21 protein-coding genes are annotated in these 24,582 nt (G+C 53.9%); 16 read left to right on the top strand and 5 right to left on the bottom strand.

The window, feature by feature from the left end; genetic code table 11:
- Nucleotides 1–16: 16 nt before the first annotated feature.
- From kdpB to KI809_RS16580, 5 genes are all read right to left on the bottom strand, one after another.
- Nucleotides 17–2,086 (bottom strand): potassium-transporting ATPase subunit KdpB, encoded by a 2,070-nt coding sequence (gene kdpB / locus KI809_RS16600; RefSeq protein WP_214172705.1) that lies wholly within the window; start codon nt 2,084–2,086, stop codon nt 17–19.
- 2 nt (nt 2,087–2,088) lie between these two features.
- Entirely contained in the window at nt 2,089–3,873 is a 1,785-nt protein-coding gene (gene kdpA, locus KI809_RS16595) for a potassium-transporting ATPase subunit KdpA (protein ID WP_214172704.1), read from the bottom strand.
- Nucleotides 3,870–4,103: a hypothetical protein gene (locus KI809_RS16590; RefSeq protein ID WP_214172703.1), complete on the bottom strand. Its 234-nt coding sequence runs from the start codon at nt 4,101–4,103 to the stop codon at nt 3,870–3,872. Before KI809_RS16590 ends, kdpA begins: the two co-directional genes overlap by 4 nt.
- 130 nt (nt 4,104–4,233) lie before the next feature.
- Nucleotides 4,234–4,665 carry a macro domain-containing protein gene (locus KI809_RS16585; protein ID WP_214172702.1) on the bottom strand — a complete coding sequence of 144 codons (432 nt, stop codon included), beginning with the start codon at nt 4,663–4,665 and terminating at the stop codon, nt 4,234–4,236.
- Entirely contained in the window at nt 4,665–7,424 is a 2,760-nt protein-coding gene (locus tag KI809_RS16580) for a bifunctional nitrogenase iron-molybdenum cofactor biosynthesis protein NifEN (protein ID WP_214172701.1), read from the bottom strand. The genes KI809_RS16585 and KI809_RS16580 overlap by 1 nt, the downstream gene beginning before the upstream one ends.
- A 373-nt stretch (nt 7,425–7,797) precedes the next feature.
- Here KI809_RS16580 and KI809_RS16575 point away from each other — a divergent pair, with 373 nt between their 5' ends.
- From KI809_RS16575 to KI809_RS16500, 16 genes are all read left to right on the top strand, one after another.
- Nucleotides 7,798–7,977, top strand: coding sequence for an SAP domain-containing protein (locus KI809_RS16575; protein WP_214172700.1), 180 nt, complete (start codon nt 7,798–7,800; stop codon nt 7,975–7,977).
- Complete coding sequence (locus tag KI809_RS16570) at nt 7,956–9,830, top strand: MASE3 domain-containing protein (RefSeq protein WP_214172699.1); 1,875 nt, start codon at nt 7,956–7,958, stop codon at nt 9,828–9,830. Before KI809_RS16575 ends, KI809_RS16570 begins: the two co-directional genes overlap by 22 nt.
- A 3-nt stretch (nt 9,831–9,833) precedes the next feature.
- Entirely contained in the window at nt 9,834–10,691 is an 858-nt protein-coding gene (locus KI809_RS16565) for a substrate-binding periplasmic protein (protein ID WP_214172698.1), read from the top strand.
- A gap of 4 nt (nt 10,692–10,695) precedes the next feature.
- Complete coding sequence (locus KI809_RS16560; protein WP_214172697.1) at nt 10,696–12,543, top strand: ATP-binding protein; 1,848 nt, start codon at nt 10,696–10,698, stop codon at nt 12,541–12,543.
- A complete protein-coding gene (locus KI809_RS16555) occupies nt 12,536–12,994 on the top strand; it encodes a response regulator (protein WP_214172696.1) in 459 nt (152 codons plus the stop codon). The genes KI809_RS16560 and KI809_RS16555 overlap by 8 nt, the downstream gene beginning before the upstream one ends.
- Nucleotides 12,984–13,976, top strand: coding sequence for a PAS domain S-box protein (locus KI809_RS16550; protein ID WP_214172695.1), 993 nt, complete (start codon nt 12,984–12,986; stop codon nt 13,974–13,976). Before KI809_RS16555 ends, KI809_RS16550 begins: the two co-directional genes overlap by 11 nt.
- Complete coding sequence (locus KI809_RS16545; RefSeq protein WP_214172694.1) at nt 13,973–15,685, top strand: phosphate/phosphite/phosphonate ABC transporter substrate-binding protein; 1,713 nt, start codon at nt 13,973–13,975, stop codon at nt 15,683–15,685. The genes KI809_RS16550 and KI809_RS16545 overlap by 4 nt, the downstream gene beginning before the upstream one ends.
- A gap of 81 nt (nt 15,686–15,766) precedes the next feature.
- Entirely contained in the window at nt 15,767–15,928 is a 162-nt protein-coding gene (locus KI809_RS16540) for a TonB-dependent receptor plug domain-containing protein (RefSeq protein ID WP_214172693.1), read from the top strand.
- The gene (locus tag KI809_RS16535; RefSeq protein WP_214172692.1) at nt 15,915–16,994 is read left to right on the top strand and encodes a response regulator; all 1,080 of its coding nucleotides are present in this window, start codon (nt 15,915–15,917) and stop codon (nt 16,992–16,994) included. The genes KI809_RS16540 and KI809_RS16535 overlap by 14 nt, the downstream gene beginning before the upstream one ends.
- The gene (locus KI809_RS16530) at nt 16,991–17,830 is read left to right on the top strand and encodes a phosphate/phosphite/phosphonate ABC transporter substrate-binding protein (RefSeq protein ID WP_214172691.1); all 840 of its coding nucleotides are present in this window, start codon (nt 16,991–16,993) and stop codon (nt 17,828–17,830) included. Before KI809_RS16535 ends, KI809_RS16530 begins: the two co-directional genes overlap by 4 nt.
- Nucleotides 17,831–19,516: a PAS domain-containing protein gene (locus KI809_RS16525; protein WP_214172690.1), complete on the top strand. Its 1,686-nt coding sequence runs from the start codon at nt 17,831–17,833 to the stop codon at nt 19,514–19,516.
- A 74-nt stretch (nt 19,517–19,590) separates the two neighbouring features.
- Complete coding sequence (locus KI809_RS16520) at nt 19,591–20,220, top strand: cobalamin B12-binding domain-containing protein (protein ID WP_214172689.1); 630 nt, start codon at nt 19,591–19,593, stop codon at nt 20,218–20,220.
- The gene (locus KI809_RS16515) at nt 20,217–21,254 is read left to right on the top strand and encodes a uroporphyrinogen decarboxylase family protein (protein ID WP_214172688.1); all 1,038 of its coding nucleotides are present in this window, start codon (nt 20,217–20,219) and stop codon (nt 21,252–21,254) included. Before KI809_RS16520 ends, KI809_RS16515 begins: the two co-directional genes overlap by 4 nt.
- The gene (locus KI809_RS16510; RefSeq protein WP_214172687.1) at nt 21,251–21,847 is read left to right on the top strand and encodes a DUF1638 domain-containing protein; all 597 of its coding nucleotides are present in this window, start codon (nt 21,251–21,253) and stop codon (nt 21,845–21,847) included. The genes KI809_RS16515 and KI809_RS16510 overlap by 4 nt, the downstream gene beginning before the upstream one ends.
- Complete coding sequence (locus KI809_RS16505; RefSeq protein WP_214172686.1) at nt 21,844–24,207, top strand: PAS domain-containing sensor histidine kinase; 2,364 nt, start codon at nt 21,844–21,846, stop codon at nt 24,205–24,207. Before KI809_RS16510 ends, KI809_RS16505 begins: the two co-directional genes overlap by 4 nt.
- Nucleotides 24,185–24,574, top strand: coding sequence for a response regulator (locus KI809_RS16500; RefSeq protein ID WP_214172685.1), 390 nt, complete (start codon nt 24,185–24,187; stop codon nt 24,572–24,574). Before KI809_RS16505 ends, KI809_RS16500 begins: the two co-directional genes overlap by 23 nt.
- Nucleotides 24,575–24,582: the final 8 nt, after the last annotated feature.

Genomic DNA, 24,582 nt, shown 5'->3' with positions numbered 1-24,582 from the left:
GCATATCGCCCTCCCCTTAAACGACCATCCCAATCATCAGATCGATTGCCTTGATCCCGACAAACGGAGCGATCATCCCGCCGACTCCGTAGATGAGGAGGTTGTGGATCAGCAACTTCTCCGCCGGCAGAGGAAGAAACTTGGTCCCTCTCAGGGCCAGAGGCACCAGCATCGGAATGATGACCGCATTGAAGATCACAGCGGAAAGTATGGCGCTGAAGGGACTCGCCAGATGCATGACGTTCAATACTCCCAGCTGCGGATAAATTGAGAGCATCATCGCCGGAATGATGGCAAAGTACTTGGCCACATCGTTGGAGATGCTGAAGGTTGTCAGGTTGCCGCGCGTCATCAGGATCTGCTTGCCCACCTCGACGATGTCCAGCAACTTGGTGGGGTTGCTGTCAAGATCGATGATATTGGCCGCCTCCCGGGCCGGCTGGGTGCCGGTGTTCATGGCAACCGCCACGTCGGCCTGGGCCAGGGCCGGGGCGTCGTTGGTGCCGTCGCCGGTCATGGCCACCATGAATCCCTGCTCCTGGTACTCGCGGATCAGCCGCAGTTTCTCCTCCGGCTTGGCCTGGGCCAGGAAGTCGTCCACCTGGGCCTCGGCGGCGATGGCAGCAGCGGTCAGTGGGTTATCGCCAGTGATCATAACCGTCTTGATCCCCATGCTGCGCAGTTGCAGAAAGCGCTCCTGGATGCCGGCTTTGACGATGTCCTTAAGATTAATCACTCCCAGGATCTCATTGTCTTTGCTTACCACTAATGGGGTTGCCCCGGCCCGGGCAATCTTGTCAACAACACCTTCGAGATCGCCGGGTACTGACTTACCTCCCAGGTTTTTCACGAAGGAGATCGTTGCATCGCTAGCTCCCTTGCGGTATTTCCGCCCCTCAGCATTAATCCCCGAGAGGCGGGTGTCGGCGCTGAAAGTGATAGTTTCGGCTCCATCAGGTGGGGCATCCTTAGTGAGACCGTATTTCTGACTGGCAAGCAGAATCACGCTCCGTCCTTCCGGGGTCTCGTCAGTTATGGATGCCATCAGGGCTGCCTCGGCCAACTCTTGCTCACTGTGTCCGCCAACCGGGACAAATGATACTGCCTCGCGGTTGCCATGGGTAATGGTGCCGGTCTTGTCAAGCAACAAAACGTTGACATCGCCGGCTGCCTCGATGGCCCTGCCGGAGAGGGCAATGACGTTCTTCTGAAAGAGACGATCCATACCGGCAATGCCGATTGCGGGTAACAGCGCAGCAATAGTGGTTGGAGCCAGACAGACAAAGAGCGCCACCAGGATGGTCAACGAAACCGGTGTCCCCTGTCCGGCGGCCTTGACGCTGTAAATTGAAAGCGGACTGATGTTGGCGCAAACCAGCAAAAATACCAGGGTCAAGGCGATGAGCAATACCTCCAGAGCGATCTCGTTGGGGGTCTTGCGGCGCTTGGCTCCTTCTATCAGGCCGATCATACGATCCAGGAATGTTTCACCGGGGTTAGCGGTGATTCTGACGATAATGGCGTTGGCAATGACCGTGGTGCCCCCGGTGACCGCGCTCCGATCTCCGCCTGATTCGCGGACCACCGGAGCCGACTCACCAGTGACGGCTGATTCATTCACCAGAGCAGCTCCAGCTACGACATCGCCGTCACCGGCGATCATGTCGTTGGCTTCAACCAGAATCAGATCCCCTTTGCGCAGCTGACTGGCCCCTACCGTGGCGTAACTGCTGCCGAATTCAGGCTGTTCCAGACGCTTGGCAGTTACATCCGTCCGGCTCTTTCTCAGAGATGCGGCCCGGGCCTTGCCACGGCCTTCAGCCAATGCCTCGGCAAAGGTGGAGAAGATTACTGTCAACCAGAGCCAGATGGAGACAGAGCCGGTGAACCAGGCCGGTTCACGGTTGGCTCCGGTGAGTGACATGATAAAGGTGATCAGGGTGATGGCACTGGCAATCTCGACGCAGAACATGACTGGATTGCGCCAGAGAATGCGGGGATCGAGTTTTTTCAGGGATTCGATCAGGGCGGGTTTGATTATCCGCCTGTCGAAGATTGATATCGGTTCAGCTGAATGTTTCGACATTGCTAATTACCTCCCAGCATGGTCAGCTGTTCGACAATCGGTCCAAGCGACATGGCAGGGAAGAAGGTAAGCGCACCGACGATAAGGATTACCAGCGTCAGCCAGATGGCGAACGGCGCTTTGTCGGTGGGGAGGGTCCCCAGGCTCGGGGGAACATATTTCTTTTCCGCCAGTGATCCGGCCATGGCCAATACCGCTACGGCCGGCACGTAGCGACCTATTATCATGGCCAGAGATCCGAGGAGGTTATAGAAGCTGACGTTGGCGTTTAACCCGGCAAAGGCGCTGCCGTTGTTGTTGGCCATGGAGGCAATGCCGTAAAACACTTCGGAGAGGCCGTGGGCACCAGGGTTGGCCATGGATGACACTGCCTGAGGGGTGACCATGGCAATTCCCGACAGGATCAGGACCACCACCCCGGCGGTGAGGATCGTCAGGATCGACAGCCACATCTCCCGCACCTCGATCTTCTTTCCCAAGTATTCAGGGGTCCGGCCGATCATCAGACCGGAGACGAAAACCGCGATGATGGAGAAGGCGAGCATGGTGTAGAGACCGGAGCCGACCCCGCCGAAGATGATCTCGCCCAACAGGATCAGGCTCAAAGGCACCATGCCGCCGAGCGGGGTGAGCGAGTCGTGCATGGTATTGACTGCCCCACAAGAGGTTCCGGTGGTTGCCACGGTGAATAGCGAACTACCGGCCAGGCCGAAGCGGACTTCCTTCCCTTCCATGTTGACACTCTGTACTCCGAGGTTGGCAACCAGCGGGTTGCCGCTGCTCTCGACACTCTGCAAAACTCCAAAGGCTAAAATCATCACAAACAGCATGACTCCCAAGAGCGCCCACCCCTGCCGGGTGTTGCCTACCATAACGCCGAAGGTGTAGGTCAATGCGCCGGGAATCAGCAGAATGAGCAGTATCTCCAGCATATTCGAGAGCGGGGTCGGGTTTTCAAAGGGGTGGGCCGAGTTGGCATTGAAGAAGCCGCCGCCGTTGGTCCCCAGCTCCTTGATCGCCTCCTGAGAGGCAACCGGTCCCATCGGGATCTGCACCTCTTTGACGATCACTTTCTCAATAACCGGGTGTCCATTGCCATCCTTGAGCGGGCTTCCCTTGTCGTCAAGCTTCGGTTTGTCGTAACTGGTTTCCTGCAGCAACGGAACAGTCTTGTATGGGTTGAAGTTCTGAATCACCCCCTGGGAGACAAGGACAAGAGCAGCTACCAGTGAGATGGGGAGCAGGATATAGAGAACACTGCGGGTCATGTCCACCCAGAAATTGCCCAGCATGGAGGTTTTGCGCCGGCAAAAGCCGCGGATCAGAGCAATGACGATGGCCATGCCGGTGGCCGCAGAGACAAAATTGTGCACCGTCAGCCCCACCATCTGGGTGAAGTAGCTGGCGGCCTGTTCGCCGGCATAGGCCTGCCAGTTGGTGTTGGTGGTAAAACTGATTGCCGTGTTGAGCGCCAGTTGCCAGGAAAAAGCCGGCAACTTCTGCGGATTGAGCGGCAACAGGTGCTGGGTTATCAGGATAGCGAATAGCGCCACAAAGAGCGCCAGGTTGAAGAGCAACATGGCCAAAGCGTAACGTTGCCACCCCATCTCTTCATCTTTATTCACCCCACTGATCCGATAGAGAAAATTTTCACAGGGAGCTAAAACGGAGGTCAGTAAAGTCCTCTCCCCTTGGTAAACCTTGGCCATGTAGCTACCGAGCGGCTTTATCAGCGCCAGCAGAACCATAGAAAAAAGAATTATTTGCATCCCATCATATGTGCTCATTGCGCTTTCTCCGTTATTTCAATAGTGCGCTTATTGAGTAACTGCTTTGCTATATTGATCGGTATCACTGTCCATTCGTTCTTCCTGCGGTCAAATATCGGCACCTGACCATGTTCATATTCCGGAGGAGCCACTGTGGTTATGCCATCTTCATTGTTAAGCATAGCAACATCTGCAAAAGATTCACCCTCGAACAGTCCGGTTTCTGTATCGAACAGATATGCTTTCATTGTTGCCCCCTTACTCAGGTAGTCTCAGTCCCATGATGCTACCGTAGCAGGAGCCGGATAAATTGGGTGTCAATTTGTGGGGTGTCTGCATCAAGAAATGATAAAGATGAAAAAATTGCGGTGAATGGAGCTACTGCGCGGCTGTTATAACCAGAAAACGGTCATCGAAATACTTAGATAGTAGAGGTTCGACATCCTGCCACTGCAACCCTCCGCCGCCGCAGCCCGGGCGGGGGACGACAACCTGGCGCCACCCCTTGCTGTCGGCAAGCTGCCTCAGCTCCAATGCCGAGCGGACAATGAGTTGCATGTCAGGAAGCGACCAGGCGGTCTCTTCCACGGGAAAACTTGCCAGGTTGTTTCCCAAGTCAGTAACATGATTGCCATGAGCTTTGAGAAGCATTCCAAGACGGTACGCCAGATCAGGGCAGTATTCCAGTGCCTGGCGTGCCACCCCTCGCCCCAGAATCGCCCGGCCATCCCTGGTAAGACTGCCGTTGGTGGTGACTACGATAATCGCCTTGCCCCAGTAGTCCCAGATGTTGCCGGTCAGCTCCACCATCAGTTGTGCGCCAGTTTTTGGGCTTCCTTGGCGTTGCTCTGGAAAATATTGGCCACCTCGAAAACTAGATTCATGGTGCCGCGATAACCGACCCACATCTTCTGGTGGGCACCCAGCCGGTCAAACACCGGCAGTCCGGCCCGCAAATGAGCGCCAATCTTGAGCTTGGCAGCAGCCTGGCGACCGTTGCTGTTTGCCACCAGCAGGTCAGCGCCAACCGCCGCCGACTCCAGGTCTTCCAAATCACCAACAAAGACATTCGCACAGGGTAAACCATCGAGGCCCCTGGTGCGAGTGGCGCTGATGGCAGCCTGGATCTCACACCCCATCCCTGACAGGAACCGGGCAATGGTTTTCAGGTTGTCGGCTTCCAGTGCCAGGGCCACCTTCTTGTTGCCGAATTGGTAATGGCTGTCAACCATGGCATCCATAAGCCTGCTGCGCCACCGGAGCTGTTTTTCCGGGACCGGCTGCCCGCTGATGGCCGAGAGGGAAGCCATAAGCAAATCAACCTCTTCCAGGCCGGTAACCGAGGTGAACCCGTAGGAAGGAATGCCGAACTTCTCTTTCAGGACCAATGCCGCCTTTGCTAACGAATCCCCGACAAAGATGGTGGCAATACTGCGACCCGCCTTTTTGATCGCCTCTACTGTTATCCCGCCGGTGGAAAGTGGCGAGACCTCGGCGTCGATGTGACCATCCAGGGCATTGGCAATATCAGGGATACAGAGCACAGTCAGGCCGAACGCTGCGACCAGTTCCTTGATCTCTTCCACATCAGCCGGGGTCAGATGGGCGCCGGGAAGCAGGTTCACCTGTCCGGCGATCGGCTCACCACCCTCAGGAAGAGTAGAGACAATCGCCTCGACTGCTGCTGCATACCCCTCCTGCAGTGAGCCGCAGTAATCCGGGGTTGACGCCCAGACCACCGGAACGGTTTGGTGTTCAGGGTGTTCCTGGCGGAAATGAACAATGGCGCTCCGTACATCATCCCCCATGGTCTCGGTCAGGCCGGAGGTCATGACCCCCACCACGCCTGGCTGAAATTTTTCAATGACCCGGCCGATCCCTTTCTTCAAATTCTCCCAGCCGCCGAAAATGGCAGTATCTTCACTCATTGCTGTTGAGTTGAGGGCAATGGATTCCTTAAAGTGACGCGATAACTGTAACCTGATAAACGTTGAACATCCCTGGGCTCCATGCAGCAGGCCAAGCATCTGGTCAATGCCGAGAAAAGCCAGAGTCGCCCCAAGAGCCGGAGAGTTTTTCTGTGGGTTCACCGTGGCGAATTTGGTGGGAACCTTGACCCGCGAAACAGAAATGTCTTCAGCAAGAAAGGTTTCGGCATGCCGAAATGCCGTCTGAACATGCTCCTGCAGCTGCTCTTCACCCTGTTCCCACGGCGCCGGAGCATTCAAAGCCGGCCAGATCGGGTTGTTGACAGTCAGGTCCAGCTGCTTGGCAAAGGTGACCATCCCTTCATAACCGGCATAGGGGTGGGAGCGGCCATGGTTGATATCGAGAAACGGGGTCTTGGTCTTCAATGCCAGGAACTTGGTCTTGCCGCCGGCCACAATCAGATCAGGCATCTTCTCCCGCATGACGCCGAGCAAACCGGCGGTGGAGGTGTCTTCAATGATCTTGGCATCTTTGTGCATCAACCCTTTCATCCGGTAAAAGTCTTCCAGAGTCGAATTCTGGGTGCCAGCAGCCAGGATCTCAACTCCCAACTCCCTCAGGGCATTGACCATCGACCAGGTCTTGACCCCGCCGGTAAAGAGTACCGAGCGTTTCCCCTCAAGCCTTGCCCGGTATGGCGCCAGCCGCTCACGACACTTGGTCTCTTCTTCTTCCAGCAGCCGTTCCACCCGGTCCTGCATCGTTCTTTTCTCCAAGCCGTTGACCGCATCGTCCAGGGCGATGGCAATGTCCCGCAACGCCTTGGCCGTATCGGTCATGCCATAGAACGATTCCTCAAGGTACGGCATGCCGAAGGTCTTTTGCATCTTTTTCGCCAGATTGGTCAGCGATTTGGAACAGATAATAATGTTCAGCTTGGCTCGATGGGCGTAGCGAAGCTCCTCGAATTTGGCATCACCGGAAAAGCAGGAGAGTATCTGGATTCCCAGCCGGTCGAAGAGTGGTAGCATCCCCCAGAGGTCTCCGGCAATGTTGTACTCGCCAATAAGGTTTATCGGGTATTCTCCAAGCACCGGTGGCTCAGCCTTTCCGATGACGTACTTGAACAGGATCTCGCCAGCCAGCCGGTTGCCGATATTCTTGTCGCCGATAAAGCCGGGAGTATTGACCGGAATAACCGGAACCGCCACCTTTTCCGCAGCCGCCTGGCAGACCGCCTCCACATCATCGCCGGTCATGGCGGTAACACAGGTAGCATAGACAAAGATTGCCTTTGCCTCAGGGTAGCGTAGCGCAAGGTCGAGGATCGCCTTGTACAGCTTTTTTTCGCCACCGAAGATGACATCGTTTTCCAGCATCTCGGTAGTGAAGCCGCGGCGGTAGAGCTGAGAATCCGAGGAACGAGCGCCCCGGTTGTCCCAGGAGTTACCGGCGCAGGCAATCGGGCCGTGAACCAGGTGTATCACATCAGTGATCGGCATCAGCACGACCCTGGCGCCGTCATAGGCACAAGAGCGCTCGGCCCCCTCCCCTGGTTCGGACTTTTTGCAGAACTTGGGCGCACCCTTTTCCTGATGGGTATCACACTCCGGGGCATCGTAGTAGTCTGGTCTGGCCATAAGTTCCTCACCTTTCATCAATAAAAGAAAAGCGCCCCATTACGAGAATGGTGGCGCCTTTGCCGATCGTCTCATCTTTCTGCATCCACTAATTTTCATATTTACTAAGCATGGCATATGCCAAACAGCCAACAAACCATTTTTCAGGCGGTTACAGTCACACTCTCTGTGATGAGCATATAACCAACGCCCTAATTGTCTATTTATTAGGCAATCGCCACAGACCTATCTGCTTCTCATTATGGTTGGCGACTATCACCCTGGGATAACGGTAGTTTTATAAGTTTATTTTCATTTAACCCATTGAAATGCGTTCTGGTTTCGATACAATTAAAACGCTGTTGCCTAAATACTTTGCAAAGGGGAAAAAATCATGAAACTTGATGAAATCAAAGAGATTGCCAAGGGACATAGCATTAAAATAGCAAAGGCAAAGAAATCGGACCTGGTTCGGGCGATTCAGCACGCCGAGGGGAATGAACCCTGCTTTGATAACGGCAAGGCAGAACACTGCGGCCAGCAAAGCTGTCTGTGGCGCGAAGACTGTGCTTAGCCAACAATACATGTAAACGAGCTGCAGGAGGCACTACGAAACCTGGAGAGCAAATCCAGCTTGAGCTGAAGAGCGCCACGCAAGAAAGGAGCAGGACAGAGATAATCTCCTGCATTGGCGTCATCGCGGCCATAGTTTTGGGGCTCTACCTGACAAGCATCCATAGTTACCTGCTGTTCCACAGCCTTGTCGAAATAACCACAATAGCTATCGGCTTTACCCTGTTCATCCTGACCTGGAACGCCCGTAATTTCCTGTCAAACGGTTGTCTCAAAGTACTCGGCATCGGCTACGCTTTTATTGCCACGATCGACCTGTTTCATACCCTGGCCTACAAAGGGATGAATGTGTTTCCCAGTGTGGGCGCCAACCTGCCGACACAACTCTGGATAGCAGCCCGTTTCCTTCAGGCCTTAACCCTGTGTATTGCCCCCTTATTCGTCCGGCGTAAGATCAACGAATATCTGCTGATAGCAGGATATTTTTTTATCGTCGCAACGATTGCAGCGATAGTGTACGCCGGTTACTTCCCAGACTGCTTCGTCGAAGGAAAAGGGCTCACTCCGTTCAAAATAGCCAGCGAATACGGCATCATTGCTCTCCTGCTCGCCTCCTTGCTGATCTTCCATAACATCCGGGCAGTATTCAGTAAAGGGGTTTACACCCTTATCGTCTCGTCAATACTGTGTACTATCGTATCGGAATTGTCATTTACCGCATATCTGAGTGTCTACGGTTTTGCCAACATGCTCGGCCATATCCTCAAGCTGGCAGCCTTTTACCAGATTTACCGGGCCCTCTTGGTAACAGGGCTAAAAAAACCGCTCGATCTCATTTTTCGTGAGCTGAAACAGGCTGAAGAGGCACTCCAGAAGGCTCACGACCACCTGGAGGAGCAGGTCAGGGAGCGAACCGCCGAACTGGAAAACGAGCGCCGGCTGCTTAGGTCTCTCGTTCAGACTATCCCTGACCCGGTTTGGCTGAAAAGCCCGGAGGGAAAATTTCTGATTGCCAATACCTCTTTTGCCCGGCTGTTCAATGTCTCCGAATCCGAGCTTATCGGAAAAACTGATTTTGATTACCTTGACCCGGCGCAGGCGGCTTTTTTTCAGCAAAAAGACCGGGAGGCTATTGCCGCGGAGAGAACAAAGACCAATGAGGAGTGGGTAACCTTCCTCGGCGACAATCACCGCGAGTTGTGGGAAACAAGCAAGACCCCGCTCCACTACGCAGACGGTCGGGTTATCGGCGTACTCGGCGTTGCGCGAAATATCACCGGACGCAAGCAGATGGAGGAAGCTCTTGCCGCCAGCGAGCGGGAATTCCGGTCACTGGCGGAAAACTCGCCAGACAATATTGCCCGCTACGACCTGCGGTGCCGACTGAAGTATTTCAACCCTGCGCTGCAAAAGAGCGTGCATCAAGATTTTGACCATAAGCTGGGCAAGTCGCCACGGGAGGCTGACGAAGATGACACCAAGGAAACCGGTCTCTATGAGGATATGCTCTGGAAAGTCATTGATAGTGGTGAACCAAGCGAGATTGAAATTGACATGCCTCATTTTTCCGGAGAAGCGCATACCCATCACATCCGTTTCGTCGCAGAACGTGATCCGCTCGGCAACATTATCGGTGTCCTGACCATTGGCCGGGACATTACTGACCGGAAGCAAATGGAAGAGTCCATTCGCAAATTGAACGAAGAGCTCGAAGAGCGGGTAAAACAGAGAACAGCGGAGTTGGAGGTCAAGAACGCCGAATTGCAGCGGATGAACCGGATATTTGTCGGCCGGGAGCTGCGGATGGTGGAGTTGAAGGAGCGGATCCAGAAGCTCGAAAAAACAGGAGGATAACCAATGATGGCATCTACCTCTTTTTTCATTCCAAAGGGAATGACTCTGGGGGTGCATCTCCCCTTCTCCGGCGCCGTTGCTATAGCAGCAACTGCGCCCGCTATAGCGAAGCCAAGGAATTTCAAGCAATACCTGGTAATTATTTTGACTATCGTGCTGTCGATAGCTGCTGCCGCGGATATTTCAAACGCTTCCCAGACCCTCATATTCAACACCTCCAATGCTCCTCCCAACTCAACGGATACTGCCACCGGCTCCTGTGACAGAATCCTGACCGAAGCTTTCAGGCGTCTCGGCATGAACCTGAAAATTGTCCAACTACCTTCGGAGCGAGCCCTCCAGAATGCCAATCAGGGGATTGACGACGGCAACTTCGTACGGGTCGAAGGGATGGAGAAAATGTATCCCAACCTCATCAGAGTCCCCGAAGCGATTACCACCCTTGAATTCACGGCCTTTACCAAGAATGACAGCATCAGGATCACCAACTGGGAAAGTCTCGTCCCCTATCGCGTCGCTATTGTCAATGGCTGGAAGATACTGGAGAACAACATCGTCGGAGTCAAATCGCTCACCAAGGTTAGGGACGAACATGTCCTGTTCCCGCTTCTGCTCACCGGTAAGGTCGATATTGTAGTCTATGATCGCAGACAGGGTGAGTATGCTCTCAAGCAGCTCGGAGCTGAAGGGGTCAGGGCCTTGCAGCCACCACTCATCGTAAAACCGATGTACCCCTATCTGAACAAACGCCATGCCGATCTGGTCCCGAAACTGGACCAGATCCTGAAAGCAATGAAGAAAGACGGGACGGTCAAACGAATCGTTACGGAGACTCTGCACACATTTTCCATTCAGGAGTAATTTCATGCTGAGCCGGGGGGACTTCAATTCCATTGCCTACAGGATGACCGCATCCGTGCTGGTTTTAAGTCTTCTGCTGGCCGGCGCTTCGACCATGGGGCTCTATGTCGTTTCTTCCCATGAGGAGGCTGACAAAGTCGAGCGGGATCTCCGGCAGCTGGTAAAGACCAACGTCCCCGGCATAAATGAGAGCCTGTGGGTCATGGATATGCGGCAACTCCAGATCCAGTTGAACTCTCTGCTCAATATCCCCCATGTGACCAAGGCACAGGTTGAGTCCGGTGGCCAGATCCTGGCGTCAACCGGGAACAACCTGCCGGATGAGGCCACCATTCGGAGGTCTTTCGCCCTCAACTACCGCTTAGAAGACAGAATCATTCCGCTGGGAAATCTCCAACTTCAGGTGAACTACAACGACATATCCAAGGATCTGCTTTCCAAGGCACATGTCAGGTTTCTGTTTCAGTTGGGGCAGATTGCCCTTGTAGCAGTCTTCATGCTGTTTATCTTCCGGCAAATTGTAACGCGACGTCTTGAAACATTTGAGAACCACATCAGCGAGCTGAACCGTGGCCAGACGGATGCCCTGGTTCTGCCGAAACCGATGTTCTTCAAGGGGAATGACGAACTGGACATGCTGGTTCAGGCATTCAACAACATGTCAGGCCAATTGCGCGAAATGATCAGCGACATGAAGCAGGCCGAAGAGGATCTCAGGCGGATGAACGAACGTTTTTCCCTGGCCACCCATGCTGCTCAACTGGGGGTTTGGGACTGGGACATCCCTAAAAATGAGCTGGCATGGGAAGAGTCGATGTATCGTCTCTACGCCATTCAAAGGGAAGACTTTGGTGGCGCTTACGACGCCTGGGCCCGCACCATTCATCCTCTGGACAAAGCCCAGACCGAAGGAGAGATTCAGGCCGCCCTGCGCGGCGAGCGCGAGTATGCTCCCGAATTTCGCATCGTCCTGCCAGATGGCAACATCCGCTACATCAAAGCGAACTCGCAGACATTCAGAGATGAAAACGGCACCCCCCTGCGTATGATCGGTACCAACATCGATATTACCGAGCGCAAACTGGCAGAAGAGGAAGTTCGCCGATTGAACGCCGAACTGGAACGGCGGGTGACCGAGCGCACTGCCCAGTTGCAAGCTGCCAATCAGGAGCTGGAGGCATTTTGCTACTCCGTGTCGCACGACCTGCGGGCGCCGCTCAGACATATCGACGGGTATGTGGATCTGCTGGTATCGCGCTGCCGCGACAGTCTTACAGATAAAGGCTTGCATTACGCAGATACCATCGCCGCCTCCGCTCGTCAGATGGGGGTGTTGATCGACGACCTGCTGCAGTTTTCCCGGACCGGTCGCGCTGAGATCCACCAGGAACGTGTGGACATGAACAAGGCAATGGAAGAAGCGCTGGTCACCTTACAGGAGGGCTGTGCTGGGCGTGCCATTGAGTGGGCCATAGAGAAACTGCCCATGGTCCGGGGAGATTTCGCCCTGCTGCGCCAGGTGTGGGCCAACCTGCTGGGGAATGCGGTTAAATATACCCGAACCAGGGAGACCACCCGGATAACGGTCAGCTCCAGCAGAGAAAACGATGAAGACATCTTTACGGTAACCGATAACGGGGTGGGGTTTGACATGCAATATGCCGGCAAGCTCTTCGGCGTCTTTCAACGTCTACATACCCAGGAGGAGTTCGAAGGGACCGGCATCGGCCTGGCCACTGTCCAGCGAATAATTAACCGGCATGGCGGCCGGGTCTGGGCCGAGGCAGAACTGAACCGTGGTGCGACGTTTCATTTCACTCTGCCGCTACATACGGAGGAAAGCGATGTCTGAACTTAAACCGATTCTGCTGGCGGAAGACAATCCTAGAGACGCCGAACTGACATTAGAGGCCTTGGCAGAAAACAATCTGGTCAACCGGGTTACGCACGTCAGGGACGGTGTTGAGGCATTGGAATATCTGCGCTGCGAAGGCCGGTTCGCAACGCGCACGCCTGGTAATCCGGCAGTGGTGGTGCTCGACATCAAAATGCCACGTCTGGATGGCATTGATGTGCTGCGGGCCATCCGCTCCGACCCTGCCTTAAAACTGATACCGGTGGTGATGTTGACCTCCTCGCGGGAGGAGCATGATCTGATCCGTAGTTATGAACTGGGGAGCAACGCCTATGTGGTCAAACCGGTAAAGTTTACGGAATTTGTCGAGGCGGTGAAGCAACTCGGTATTTTCTGGGCCTTACTGAACGAACTGCCCCCAAAAGGAGCAACCTCCAATGACCAATGAAATGCAGCGAGAGCGACCTCTGCGGATACTGCACCTCGAAGACTCGCCACGGGATGCCGAGCTAATCCGGGAGCGGCTGATCGACGCCGGCTTTTCCCTGCAGCTCGACTGGGCAGCCAGTGAACTGAAGTTTGCCTCGTTGCTCCAGAGAGGCGGATACGATCTTGTGCTGGCCGATTACCTGCTGCCAGGTTTTGAGGCGCCGGCGGCGCTGTCACTGGTAAATGCCCTCGCTCCCGGCCTGCCCTTCATTGTAGTTTCCGGCGCCGTCGGCGAAGAAAAGGCAGTGGAACTCCTCAAACTAGGCGCCACAGACTATGTGCTGAAAGACCGATTGGACAAGCTGCCGTTGGCAATTGAGCGGGCGCTGGATGAGATTGGAGAGCAGAAGGCGCGGCGCCGGGCCGAGGAAGAGCTGCGCATAAGTGAGGGAAAATATCGGCGCATAGTGGACACGGCCGCCGAGGGAATCTGGTCGCTAGGGGCGGATCATCTGACCACCTTTGTTAACGCCCGGATGACCGAAATGCTCGGCTACACCGGAGCGGAAATGTTCGGCCGGCCAATGGCCGACTTCATGTTCGACGAGGACGTGCCGAACCATCTGCTGAGAATGGGCAATCGCCGTCATGGGCAACCAGAGCATTATGAACGCCGCTTCCGCCGTAAAAACGGTGAGGCGGTCTGGACCCTGGTTTCTGCTACCCCGATTCTTGATGACCAACATCAGTTTCAGGGCTCCTTCGCAATGTTCACCGATATCACTGAAAGAAAACTCGCCGGCGACGAGCTCCAACGGCTCAAAGACGACCTGGAACGACGGGTGCTGGAGCGTACCATCGAATTGCAGGAAAAGTATGCCGAGTTGGAACGAATGAATAAGCTCTTCGTCGGCCGGGAACTCAAAATGGTTGAGTTAAAGGAACGGATCACTGAACTGGAGCAGCAGATCCGGCAACTCAACGAACGGAGTGGATCATGACACGCCTCATTGCTGTCATTACTCTGCTGCTGGTTGCCTGTACGGCATTCGCCGCGCAAGACGAGGTAACGCTTAAGCTCGGTGTACTAGCCTATCGGCCCAAGCCGCAGGCGCTGGCACAGTGGCAGCCGGTGGCGGAGTATCTGCGGATGGCCCTTAAGCAGCCGGTAGAACTGGCGGTATACGACTATACGGAACTGGCCGATGTTGCGAAAAAACGCTCGACTGATGTGGTGATCACGACCGCCAGTCACTTCGTTCTCCTCAAGCAGACCTGCGGTTTTTCCTCTCCGTTGGCGACCATGGTCTCCCGAATGGGCACCCATGAGCTCAGCACCTACGGCGGGGTCATAATTGCCCGCTCCGACCGCGGCGATATCACGTCGCTCGCGGACCTTTCCGACAAAAAGATTGCCACGGTCGCTACCGATGCGTTCGGCGGTTTCCAGATGCAAGAGATGGAGATGGTGGAGGCGGGGTTGCCGATGCCGCCCCACGAACGGTTAGTGATAACCGGACAACCACATGACAAGGTTATCGAAGCGGTCCTGGCCGGTCGTGCCGACGTCGGCTTTGCCCGGGCCGGCGTCATCGAGGGGATGATCAGGGAAGGCAAACTCGACCCGGAACGACTCAAGATCATTAATCGGCGGAACGCTCCCCACAGCCCGTTTGTTGTCTCCACCCGACTCTATCCGGAATGGCCGGTGGCGGTGCTGCCGCATGTTGAATCGGAACTGGCGGCACGCCTGGCGGCCGCCCTCTTCCTGCTGCCGCGCAACAGCCTCACCGGCCCCGCCGCCACCATCAGCGGCTTCACCGTTCCCGCCAATTATGACGGCGTAGAGCACCTGCTCCGGAAGCTGCGCCTCCCCCCCTTTGACCGGCCGCCGGAATTCACCCTTGCCGACCTTTGGAAGCGGCATGCGCCGTGGATCGTTACCCTGGGTGGGTTGCTGCTGCTTTTGTCGGTTGCCAGTGCTGGGCTGATCGTGTTGTACCGCCGCGCTAATCGCTCACTGCGCGAAGTGGAGCGACTGGCGGAAAAGGAACGACTGCTTCTCGCCAGCCTGGCCGAAGGAGTATACGGCGTCGATGCGTGGGAGAGATGCATATTTGTCAACCCTGCCGCCTTGACAATGCTGGGGTTTGCCGCAAGCGAACTCATCGAAGTAAAGATCCACGACCTGTTTCATCGGCATACGGAGAGCGGACTCCCCAACCATCCGGAAGCGTGTCCCGTTCTCCATACCCTGCGTGATGGGGTGAAGCGCGAGGCTGAAGTGACGTTTACGCGTAAGGACGGCAGTATGTTCCCTGTTTCGCTGGTCGCTTCCGCCATGAAGCAGGGGACGGAAATCGTTGGGGTGGTGGTGGCCTTCCAGGACATCACCCGGCACAAGCAGGCAGAAGAGGCGCTTATGCAGCGGACGTACGAGCTTGATCAGGAGATCGCCGAGCGGCAGGTGGCACAGGAGAGCCTGCAGGAGCAGGCGCTCCTGTTGGAAAAAGAGATGGAGGAGCGCCGCGCTGCCCAGAACGAGCTGGAGCAGGCAAACGAACGGCTGGAGCAACGGGTGCGCGAGCGCACCGCCGAACTGGAGGCTAAAAACGCCGATCTGCAGAACATGCTCAAGAGTTATGTCGGCAGAGAGTTGAAGATGGTGGAGTTGAAGGAGCGGATCAAAGCTCTGGAGGCGAAAATATGAGGCTACAACCCAAAAACCAAATATTGTTAATTGTCTTGTGGTTGGGGTGCTTTCACATTTCAGGTCGTACAACCTGGGCGGTTGAACCTTCTCTTGCGCAAGGCCTCGGCCATTGCAACTGTCATCACCGTTGAAGAGATCAGGAACATGGGGGCGCGCAACCTGCTGGACGTTTTGAAGATGATGCCGGGAATTACTGATGGTGGAAAGATCAAGGAGCTGGAGAGCCATGGAAACCGATAAAATACCGATCTTGCTGGTTGATGATCGTCCTGAGAACCTCATTGCGCTGGAAGCGCTTCTGGATGACATGGGTCTCGCGCTTTTCACTGCACAATCTGGGAATGAGGCGCTGAGCCTCTCACTGAAGCATGATTTCGCGATCGTTCTTCTGGATGTCAGGATGCCTGGCATGGACGGTTTTGAGACAGCCGAACTGATGCGGGCAAACCCTAAAACCAGCCGCGTACCGATCATATTTATCAGCGCAGCCTTGAAAGACACGGAACACCAGTTCAAGGGATATGAAACCGGGGCGTTTGATTACCTGTTGAAACCGATCGAGCCAACTATCCTGCGCAGCAAGATACGGGTTTTTTGCGATCTGTATCAACAACGCATGATGCTGGAGATGACCGAGCTGCAGCTTGAAACAGCTATCCGTGAGCGTACAGCTGAACTGCATGCAGCACTGGAAACTCTGCGTGAGAGCGAGCAACGTTTTCGTGACCTCCTTGCCTCGGTCACCAGTTATATGTACACGGTTGTCATGGATGGCGAAAAAACCGTTGCTACGGAGCATGGCCCGGGTTGTTTGGCAGTAACCGGTTTTTCTGCCGAAGAGTACGCGGCTGACCCTGACCTCTGGTATCGCATGATTTACCCGGAAGACCGCCAGACAGTTGTTGATGCGGCTCAGCATCTCCAGAAAGATAAAACCACTGATACCTTTGAACACCGGATTCAGCACAAGGACGGCTCGATCCGCTGGGTGCAGACCACGCTTGTTCCCTGCGTCGGCCCTGACGGCGAGCTTCAGTCATACGATGGCGTCATAACCGACATAACTGAGCGCAAACAGGCGGAAGAGAAAATTATAAGACTCAATGAAGAACTGGAGCAGCGAGTCAGAGAACGTACAATGGAACTCGAACTGAGGAACCATGAGCTGGAGCAGTTGAACAAGGCTTTTGTTGGGCGCGAACTACGGATGGTTCAGCTGAAGGAAAGACTATCAGAGTTGGAAGCCGACAAGGCAGCTCACAGCGAAACGGTTGCAGAACCTGATAAGTGCAGGAGCAGACTATGAACAGACTGATAATAGTAATCGAATTGTGCGCAGCACTCTTAGCAGGTGCAGTTTCACCAGCAAAAGCAGCAGAAAACATGTCATACACCATTGCCGTCATCCCCTCTGTACCAACTGTTACCATGCATACTCAATGGACCCCTCTGCTGGAGTGGCTGACACAAAAAACCGGCATCCGTTTCAGCCTGAAACTATTCGAACGGATGGCAGACTTTGAGCGTGAAATTGGGGAAGGCAACCCCGATTTCATCTTCGCCTCTCCCATCCAGACCGTAGTAGCTCACCAAACACACCAATACATTCCGCTGGTGCGCGGCGGCAAGGCTATTGCGATCGGGGTTTTCGTTCGCAAAGATTCCCCCTTTAGAACCCTTGACGATCTCTCCGGCGAGACGATCTCGTTCGTCGGGAACAAGAACCTGTGCAGTGTCTTTGTCCGCCACATGCTGGCCAAACGGGAGCCCCCACTCATATTTGCCAGTAATTACGCAGGGTCAACGCGCAACGTGATCAAGAGTGTTCTTTTGGGAAAGTCATCAGCCGGCGCGGTGTTCATACCAGAGCTGGAACGGGAGCTAGAGGCAAATCGCGAGCAGCTTCGCTCTGTTATCGAAACGCCGAAGATTGCCCCACATCCACTCTCGGCTCACCCACGGGTTCCCTTTAATGTGCGTGAACGGGTAAAGAGTGCTTTGCTGGAATTAGCTTCGCTAAAGAATGGTGCTGAATTGTTGCGGACCGTCAGGCTGCCGTCTCCGGTTGCTGCTGATTACAAGAACGATTACCAGTCCCTGGAACTTATTGATATCCGGGAGCTGACCGATTGGGGAAGATAGATGAAACTGCTTCCGCGTCACCTGAATAACCGTACGATCGTCCTGGTTGCCATCGTGTTATGCGTGACCGGCATCCTCTCGGGGTGGGTCACGGCAACGCGTCAGTCCGAGCGGCTGATCACAGCGATGCGCGACCACTCATCTGTCATGGTCGAACATTTTGCCGAAAATTGCGCACGGTTTCTCATCCTCGAAGACTATGCCGAGCTGGAATCATTTCTCCTCAAATCAGCGGAGCTGCCAAACGTGGTTCAGCTGCAGGTATTCGAACCAGATGGCAGAATTGTCGGCGACACCAAACGGACTCTGGACGGCAAACTTATTGTGCCAACTGATATGAAACGCATTGTTCTGCCGAGCAACAGCAAGCCTTCAGATAGCATTTCCGGAGAGCATCTGGTTTTCTGGTACCCGATTACAGCCGGCAAGCTGCTCGGCTGGGTCAGGGCCGATTTCAGTCTGGCATCCATTAATCGATCCCAGGAAGAGACATTGACGCAAAACTTGATCCTCGCAATGCTGTGGGTTATCTGCAGTGCGGCAATGATATTCATTGTATTACGACCAACGGCAGTAGCGTTGAACAAACTGGCACTCTTTGCCCGGGAGCTGAACGAATGCAAGGGTAACCGGATTGAAGTTCATCACGAAACCATTGAAATAGAGGCGCTTGAGGAGTCGCTCAACTATGCCTCGGGAAAACTCCTCTCCGCAGAGCAGCAACTGATCAGCGACCGGGAACGGTTGCGTAAAAGTGAAGAGAACTACCGGCGCCTGTTGGATACGATCCAGGAAGGGATTTGGGTCATTGACAAAGATGCCGTAACCACGTTTGTCAATCCCCGTATGGCGGATACCTTGGGTTATACCCCCGAGGAAATGATCGGCAGGCACCTGTTTACTTTTATGGATGAACAAGGCAGAGCAATTGCCGAGCAGAATATTGAACGGCGCAAACAAGGAATAAAGGAACAGCACGATTTTGAATTTATCAGAAAAGATGGTCAGCGGATTTATACGCGACTCGAAACCGGACCGATACACGATGATACAGGAAATTACATGGGGTCAATTGCAGCAGTTGCCGATATTACCGAGCGTAAACAGGCGGAGATCAGGCTTCATGCCAGCGAGCAGCTCTTTCGTTCTTTGGCGGAAAACTCTCCGGACGTTATTGTGCGCTACGATCGGGAAGGGAGGCGGATCTACGTCAATCCAGAATTCGAGCGGGTCAATCGACTCTCTGCACAGGAAGTAATCGGCAGAAAACCGGTAGAACTCTCAACTGAACTGGCTCCCATCGCAACCGAGTTTACTGAAAAGCTGATGGCAGCGATGGCATCCGGTACGGTGGCAAAAATCGATCTGTCATGGAACAAGGAAGGAAAAGCCATTTGCTGGTTTGTGCGCGTTGTTCCGGAGTTTGATGCAGACGGCAAGGTAGTCAGTGCCCTAACCATCTGGAACGACATTACCGAACGCAAGCAAACAGAGGAGGAATTGCGTTTACTAAACGAAGAGCTAGATCTTCGTGTCCAGGCAAGGACTGCAGAACTTAAAGGGAAAAATGCTGAGCTGGAACGCCTTAACAAGATATTTGTCGGCAGGGAACTGCGAATGATCGAGCTGAAGGAACGGATCAAAGCATTGGAAGCCCAAACACCGGGCAACATTGACACTGCTTAATTAAGAGATATCATACAGTTAAGAAGGGGGCGATCAGACTGAACAGACTGTTACGCAACTATAACGCAGCCATCATGGACACGGACCGGGACAAGGCGCTGTTGGTTGTTCACAATGCCCTGCAACGGGGGTTCACTCCGGAAGCGGTGGTATTTGAGGTTGTCGTGCCATCAATCGAGCTGATGATGCAAACAGTCAGCGAGAACCAAGGGGGAAGTCTGGCTCAGCACTTCATGGCAGCCCAGATTGCCTCAGAGGTAGTCGATGAAATGTTGCCGCTTTTCCATAAAGCCCCTCAGAGTATCGGTAGTGTGATCATAGGTACCTCCCAAGGGGACTTTCACGGGCTGGGCAAACGAATTGTCGGGGGGTGCCTGAAAGCCATGATGGTTGAGGTTATTGATCTCGGCCTCAATGTTGCGCCGGAGCGATTCATCGATGAGGCTGTGGCTCACGATGCCCAAGTCATCGGTATTTCATCCATGATGGTACATACCGCAAAAGGAGAGAACGGCTGCTGTCGGGTAAGGGAACTGCTCAAAACACGTGGCCTGGAAGATAAAATCAAGATTGCGGTAGGCGGTGCTCCGTACCGATTCAATCCGCAGCTATATGCCGAAGTTGGGGCAGATACCTGGGCTGAAAATGGCATCAAAGCCGGCAAAGTGATCTCCGATCTGATCCGGGAGGTACACAGAACATGACAGGCATGGAGCGTTTGAATGCCGCCATCAAAGGCACACCAGCCGACCGGATCCCGGTTTTCTGTAACCTGCTCGACCAGGGGGCCAAAGAACTGGGCCTCTCCATTGAGGAGTATTATTCACGCGGTGAATATGTGGCCGAGGCGCAACTCAAAATGCGGGAGAAATACGGCTACGATAATCTTTGGAGCCTCTTTTATGTCGGCAAGGAGGCCGAACTTCTAGGATGTGGCAAGATCATCTTTGCCAAGGACGGCCCCCCCAACGTTGGCGAGATGATTATCAAGAAATATGATGATATCGCCAAACTACAGGTACCCGATGACATTACCAGCCACCCTGCCTTTGCCGAAGAGCTTGAATGCCTGCGAATCCTCAAGGCTGAGGCTGGCGGCAGGTATCCGATCTGTGCCTACCTGACTGCTTCGATGACTCTGCCGGCCATGTTGATGGGTATGGAAAAATGGCTGCAGATGCTGATGATGGGGCCAAGCGAACTGCGCGACGAGCTGCTGGCCAAGTGCTCGGACTTCTTTCAAAAGCAGATAGCTGCCTACCGGGCCGCTGGCGCCGATGTTCTGGTCTACTCGAACCCCTTCGGCTCCACCGACTTTATTCCTCGTAAGTTCTTCAATGAACTGTCGCTCCCCTGGATGGAGCGCGATCTCGGCCCGGGTGGGACAGCAGGTATTGTCTATTATTGCGGCAGCTCCCGCTTCAACGATGTGATCGAAGCGGTCATCAACCGTCTGGGGATTGGTGCGTTTTACCTGAGCCCAATGGATGACATCGCTGAGGGGAAACGGCTGATAGCGGGGCGCGGACTTACCTGCGGCGTTATAAACGACATCATGCTCCTCGAATGGTCGAAGGACGAGATCAGGACAGAGGTAAAAAGGATGATCGACGCAGGCAAAACTGGCGGAAAGTTCCTGTTCGGCACACTGGTCATGCCTTATGCCATACCGGAAGCCAATATAAGGGCAATGCTGGAGGCAGCCTATGAATACGGCAGGATTGAGGGACCGCAATGACCCCTCATTCCCCTCCCCTATTGCTTCTGGGCTGTGGCATCTTACAGCAAGAAATTCATTTTCTCATCGAGAAGAATGGCTGGCCGCTTGATACATACTTTATCGACTCAGCGTTGCACATCAATTTTGACAAACTGTCCCAGGCTTTAACCTCGGCACTGAAACATAATGATGGACGTGAGGTCATTGTTTTCTATGGTGCCTGCCATCCACTCATGGAAGAGATGCTCTCCTCGGCCACGACGTTCCGCACCGAGGGGCAGAACTGTGTGGAGATGCTTTTGGGGAACGAGCGATTTACCCATGAACTGGAACAAGGGGCCTTTTTTCTTCTGGAAGAGTGGGCGCAGCACTGGGAGCAAATCGTAACCGCAACCTTCGGCACTAATCTGAAAGTGATCCGGGAGCTTTACCAGAGTGATCGCCGGTATCTGCTTGCTGTTTCAACCCCCTGCTCCGGCGATTTCCGGGTTGCAGCCGAGGAAGCCGGCCGATTGGTAGGACTGCCTCTAAAACAGCTCGAGGTTTCTCTGGATAACCTGGAAGCAGTGCTGAAAAAAGCGATACGCAGAAAAATGCGAGAAACCTCATGACTGAGATACCAGTCATAACCCCTGATGAATTGGCCGACTTGCAGGAGCGCGCCAGAAAACTTGCCAGAGACAAGTCATATCTGCAGTTGATCGTCAATCTGATCAATAAGGTAAGCGCCTGCCAGGGGCTTGATCCTATGATTGAAACCCTGTTGAATAATATCCTGACGGTTATTGGCGGCACCAATATCATCCTGTACTACCTGATTGACGATGAGATACATTATGCCGACCTCATGGGTAAACAGCAGGTCATAGAGCAGATCGATGACGATCTGGTTAAGAGAGTTCTTGAGCTGCGGACGCCCCTTGAAACCGAGCACGATTTCTGTGACACGCAGATGATGAGCCCGGAGTTTACCAAGGCCTACACCTGGGTGTTCCCTCTGTTGGTTGGCCGAGAGTTGATCGGTGTCATCAAACTGGAAAACCTGCACCTTGGCATGAGGGAATTATATGCCGAGCTACCGACCTTTTTCATCTTTGTCAGCAGCCTCCTGAAAAATGAAATATACAACCACACCCGGCTGAAACAATCTTACGACCAACTGAGTGAGATCAATGAGGAGCTGGAACTGGAGATTGCCGAACGGGAGCTGACCGAGGATGAACTGCGCAAGGCGCGGGACGAGTTGGAAATGCGGGTTGCCGAGCGAACCGCGGCATTGCAGGTTGCCAACGAAAAACTGCAGGAGGACCTTAGCGAGCGTAAACTGGCGCAAGAGGCATTGCGCAAATACGCCGAAGAGCTCCATGATCTCTACAACCATGCCCCCTGCGGTTACCATTCCCTGGACAAGGATGGTCTATTCATCCGTGTCAACGATACCGAACTTCAATGGCTGGGATACGAGCGCGACGAGATCATCGGCAGAAAGCGTTTTTCCGATATTGTCACCCAGCAGAGCGTGCAAACCTTTCGGGAAAACTACCCCCGTTTCAAGCAGCAGGGCTGGGTAAAAGATCTGGAATTTGAGATGGTGCGCAAGGACGGGACCATTCTACCCGTTATCCTCAGCGCTACAGCGGTCAGCGACAGTGACGGTAACTACCTGATGAGCCGCTCGACCATTTACGACATAACTGATCGCAAAAGGACCGAGGAGTCGGAGCATCTACTCAGTTCCATTGTTGAATCAACAGATGATGCCATTCTCAGCAAGGACTTGCATGAAAATATCCTTTCCTGGAACAAAGGCGCGGAACGTATCTATGGGTATTCGGCAGAAGAAATCATTGGTAAGAACATCAGGATCCTGATTCCTCCGGAACGTGAAAAAGAAGTTAATGAAATCATGGGTTCGATCCAACGCGGCGAGCGGATCGAACACTTTACCACTGAAAGAATCCGTAAAAACGGTGAACGGATTTTCGTATCGCTCACCATATCACCAATCAGGGACTCGACTGGTGTAATCGTCAGAGCATCGGTTATCTCCCGCGATATAACCGAGCAGGTGCAGCTGGCTGAGCAAATCAAGTCGCAACAGGTCAACCAGGAAGAGCTGATCCAACAACGAACAGCGGAACTGCTGGAAAGAGGCCGGGAGCTCCAGGACAACCAGCTGGCGCTGATGAATATAGTCGATGATCTCAACCAGAAAACCGACGAGCTGGAAAGCGCCAATGCCAAATTGATGGAACTGGACCGGTTAAAGTCAATGTTCATTGCCTCGATGAGCCATGAGTTGCGAACGCCACTCAATTCTATCATCGGGTTCTCCAGCATCCTTCGTGATGAATGGCTTGGCCCGGTCAATGCGGAACAGAAGGAGAACCTCTCCACCATCTTTCGCTCAGGCAAGCACCTGCTCAATCTCATCAATGATGTCATTGATGTTTCCAAGATTGAAGCAGGCAAGGTGGATACCCGTATCGAGGAGTTCGATCTCCATGAACTCATGTCTGAAGCGGTCCAGTACCTCGATAAAGAGGTGAAAGAAAAAGGGTTGGGGCTTAACTTGGAACTGCACCACCAGACCATCTGCACTGACCGGAGACGCCTCCTCCAGTGCGTTATCAATCTGCTGAGTAATGCCTACAAATTTACGGAACAAGGCGGGATCACAATAAAAACTTTCTGCGAAGATGCAACGGAAGCGCCTATCTGCATTTCCATCGCAGATACCGGCATCGGCATTGCTGAAGAGGATATCCCCAGACTTTTCAAACCGTTCGTTCGGCTGGATTCGCCCATAAAAATTATTGTCCCGGGCACAGGACTGGGACTGTATCTTACCCGCAAACTGGTTGGAGAAGTCCTTAAAGGTGATATAATTTGCGCAAGTAAACTCGATATGGGGAGCACCTTTACCATCCGCATACCGGAGAGAATCAATGAAAAAAGCACTGGTCATTGAGGATAATAAAGACAATCTGAAGCTCATTACCTATGCCCTAGAGCGTCACGGTTACACAGTGATTGCTGCAGAGACCGGCGTGAAAGGGGTGGAGCTTGCCATCAGCGATCCGCCCTGTTTTGTGATCATGGACATCAACCTGCCGGACATCGATGGTTTTGAGGCAACCAGGCGCATCCGTCAAAGCAGCTCCAACGGCGATATCCCTATTATTGCCATCACTTCCTATGCCATGGCAGGCGACATGGACCGAATCATTGCTGCCGGCTGTACCGGCTATTTCGAAAAACCGATAGATCCATTGACCATCGCGGACAATATCCATGCATTGCTTGATCGGGTTAAGAAACAGAAAACCGGTAACTAGGAGTTTCC

The organism is Geoanaerobacter pelophilus, from assembly GCF_018476885.1.
In the GTDB taxonomy this organism is placed as follows: Bacteria; Desulfobacterota; Desulfuromonadia; order Geobacterales; family DSM-12255; genus Geoanaerobacter; species Geoanaerobacter pelophilus.
Note: the sequence above shows the minus strand (reverse complement) of the source record. Positions and strands in the feature narration are given on the sequence as shown.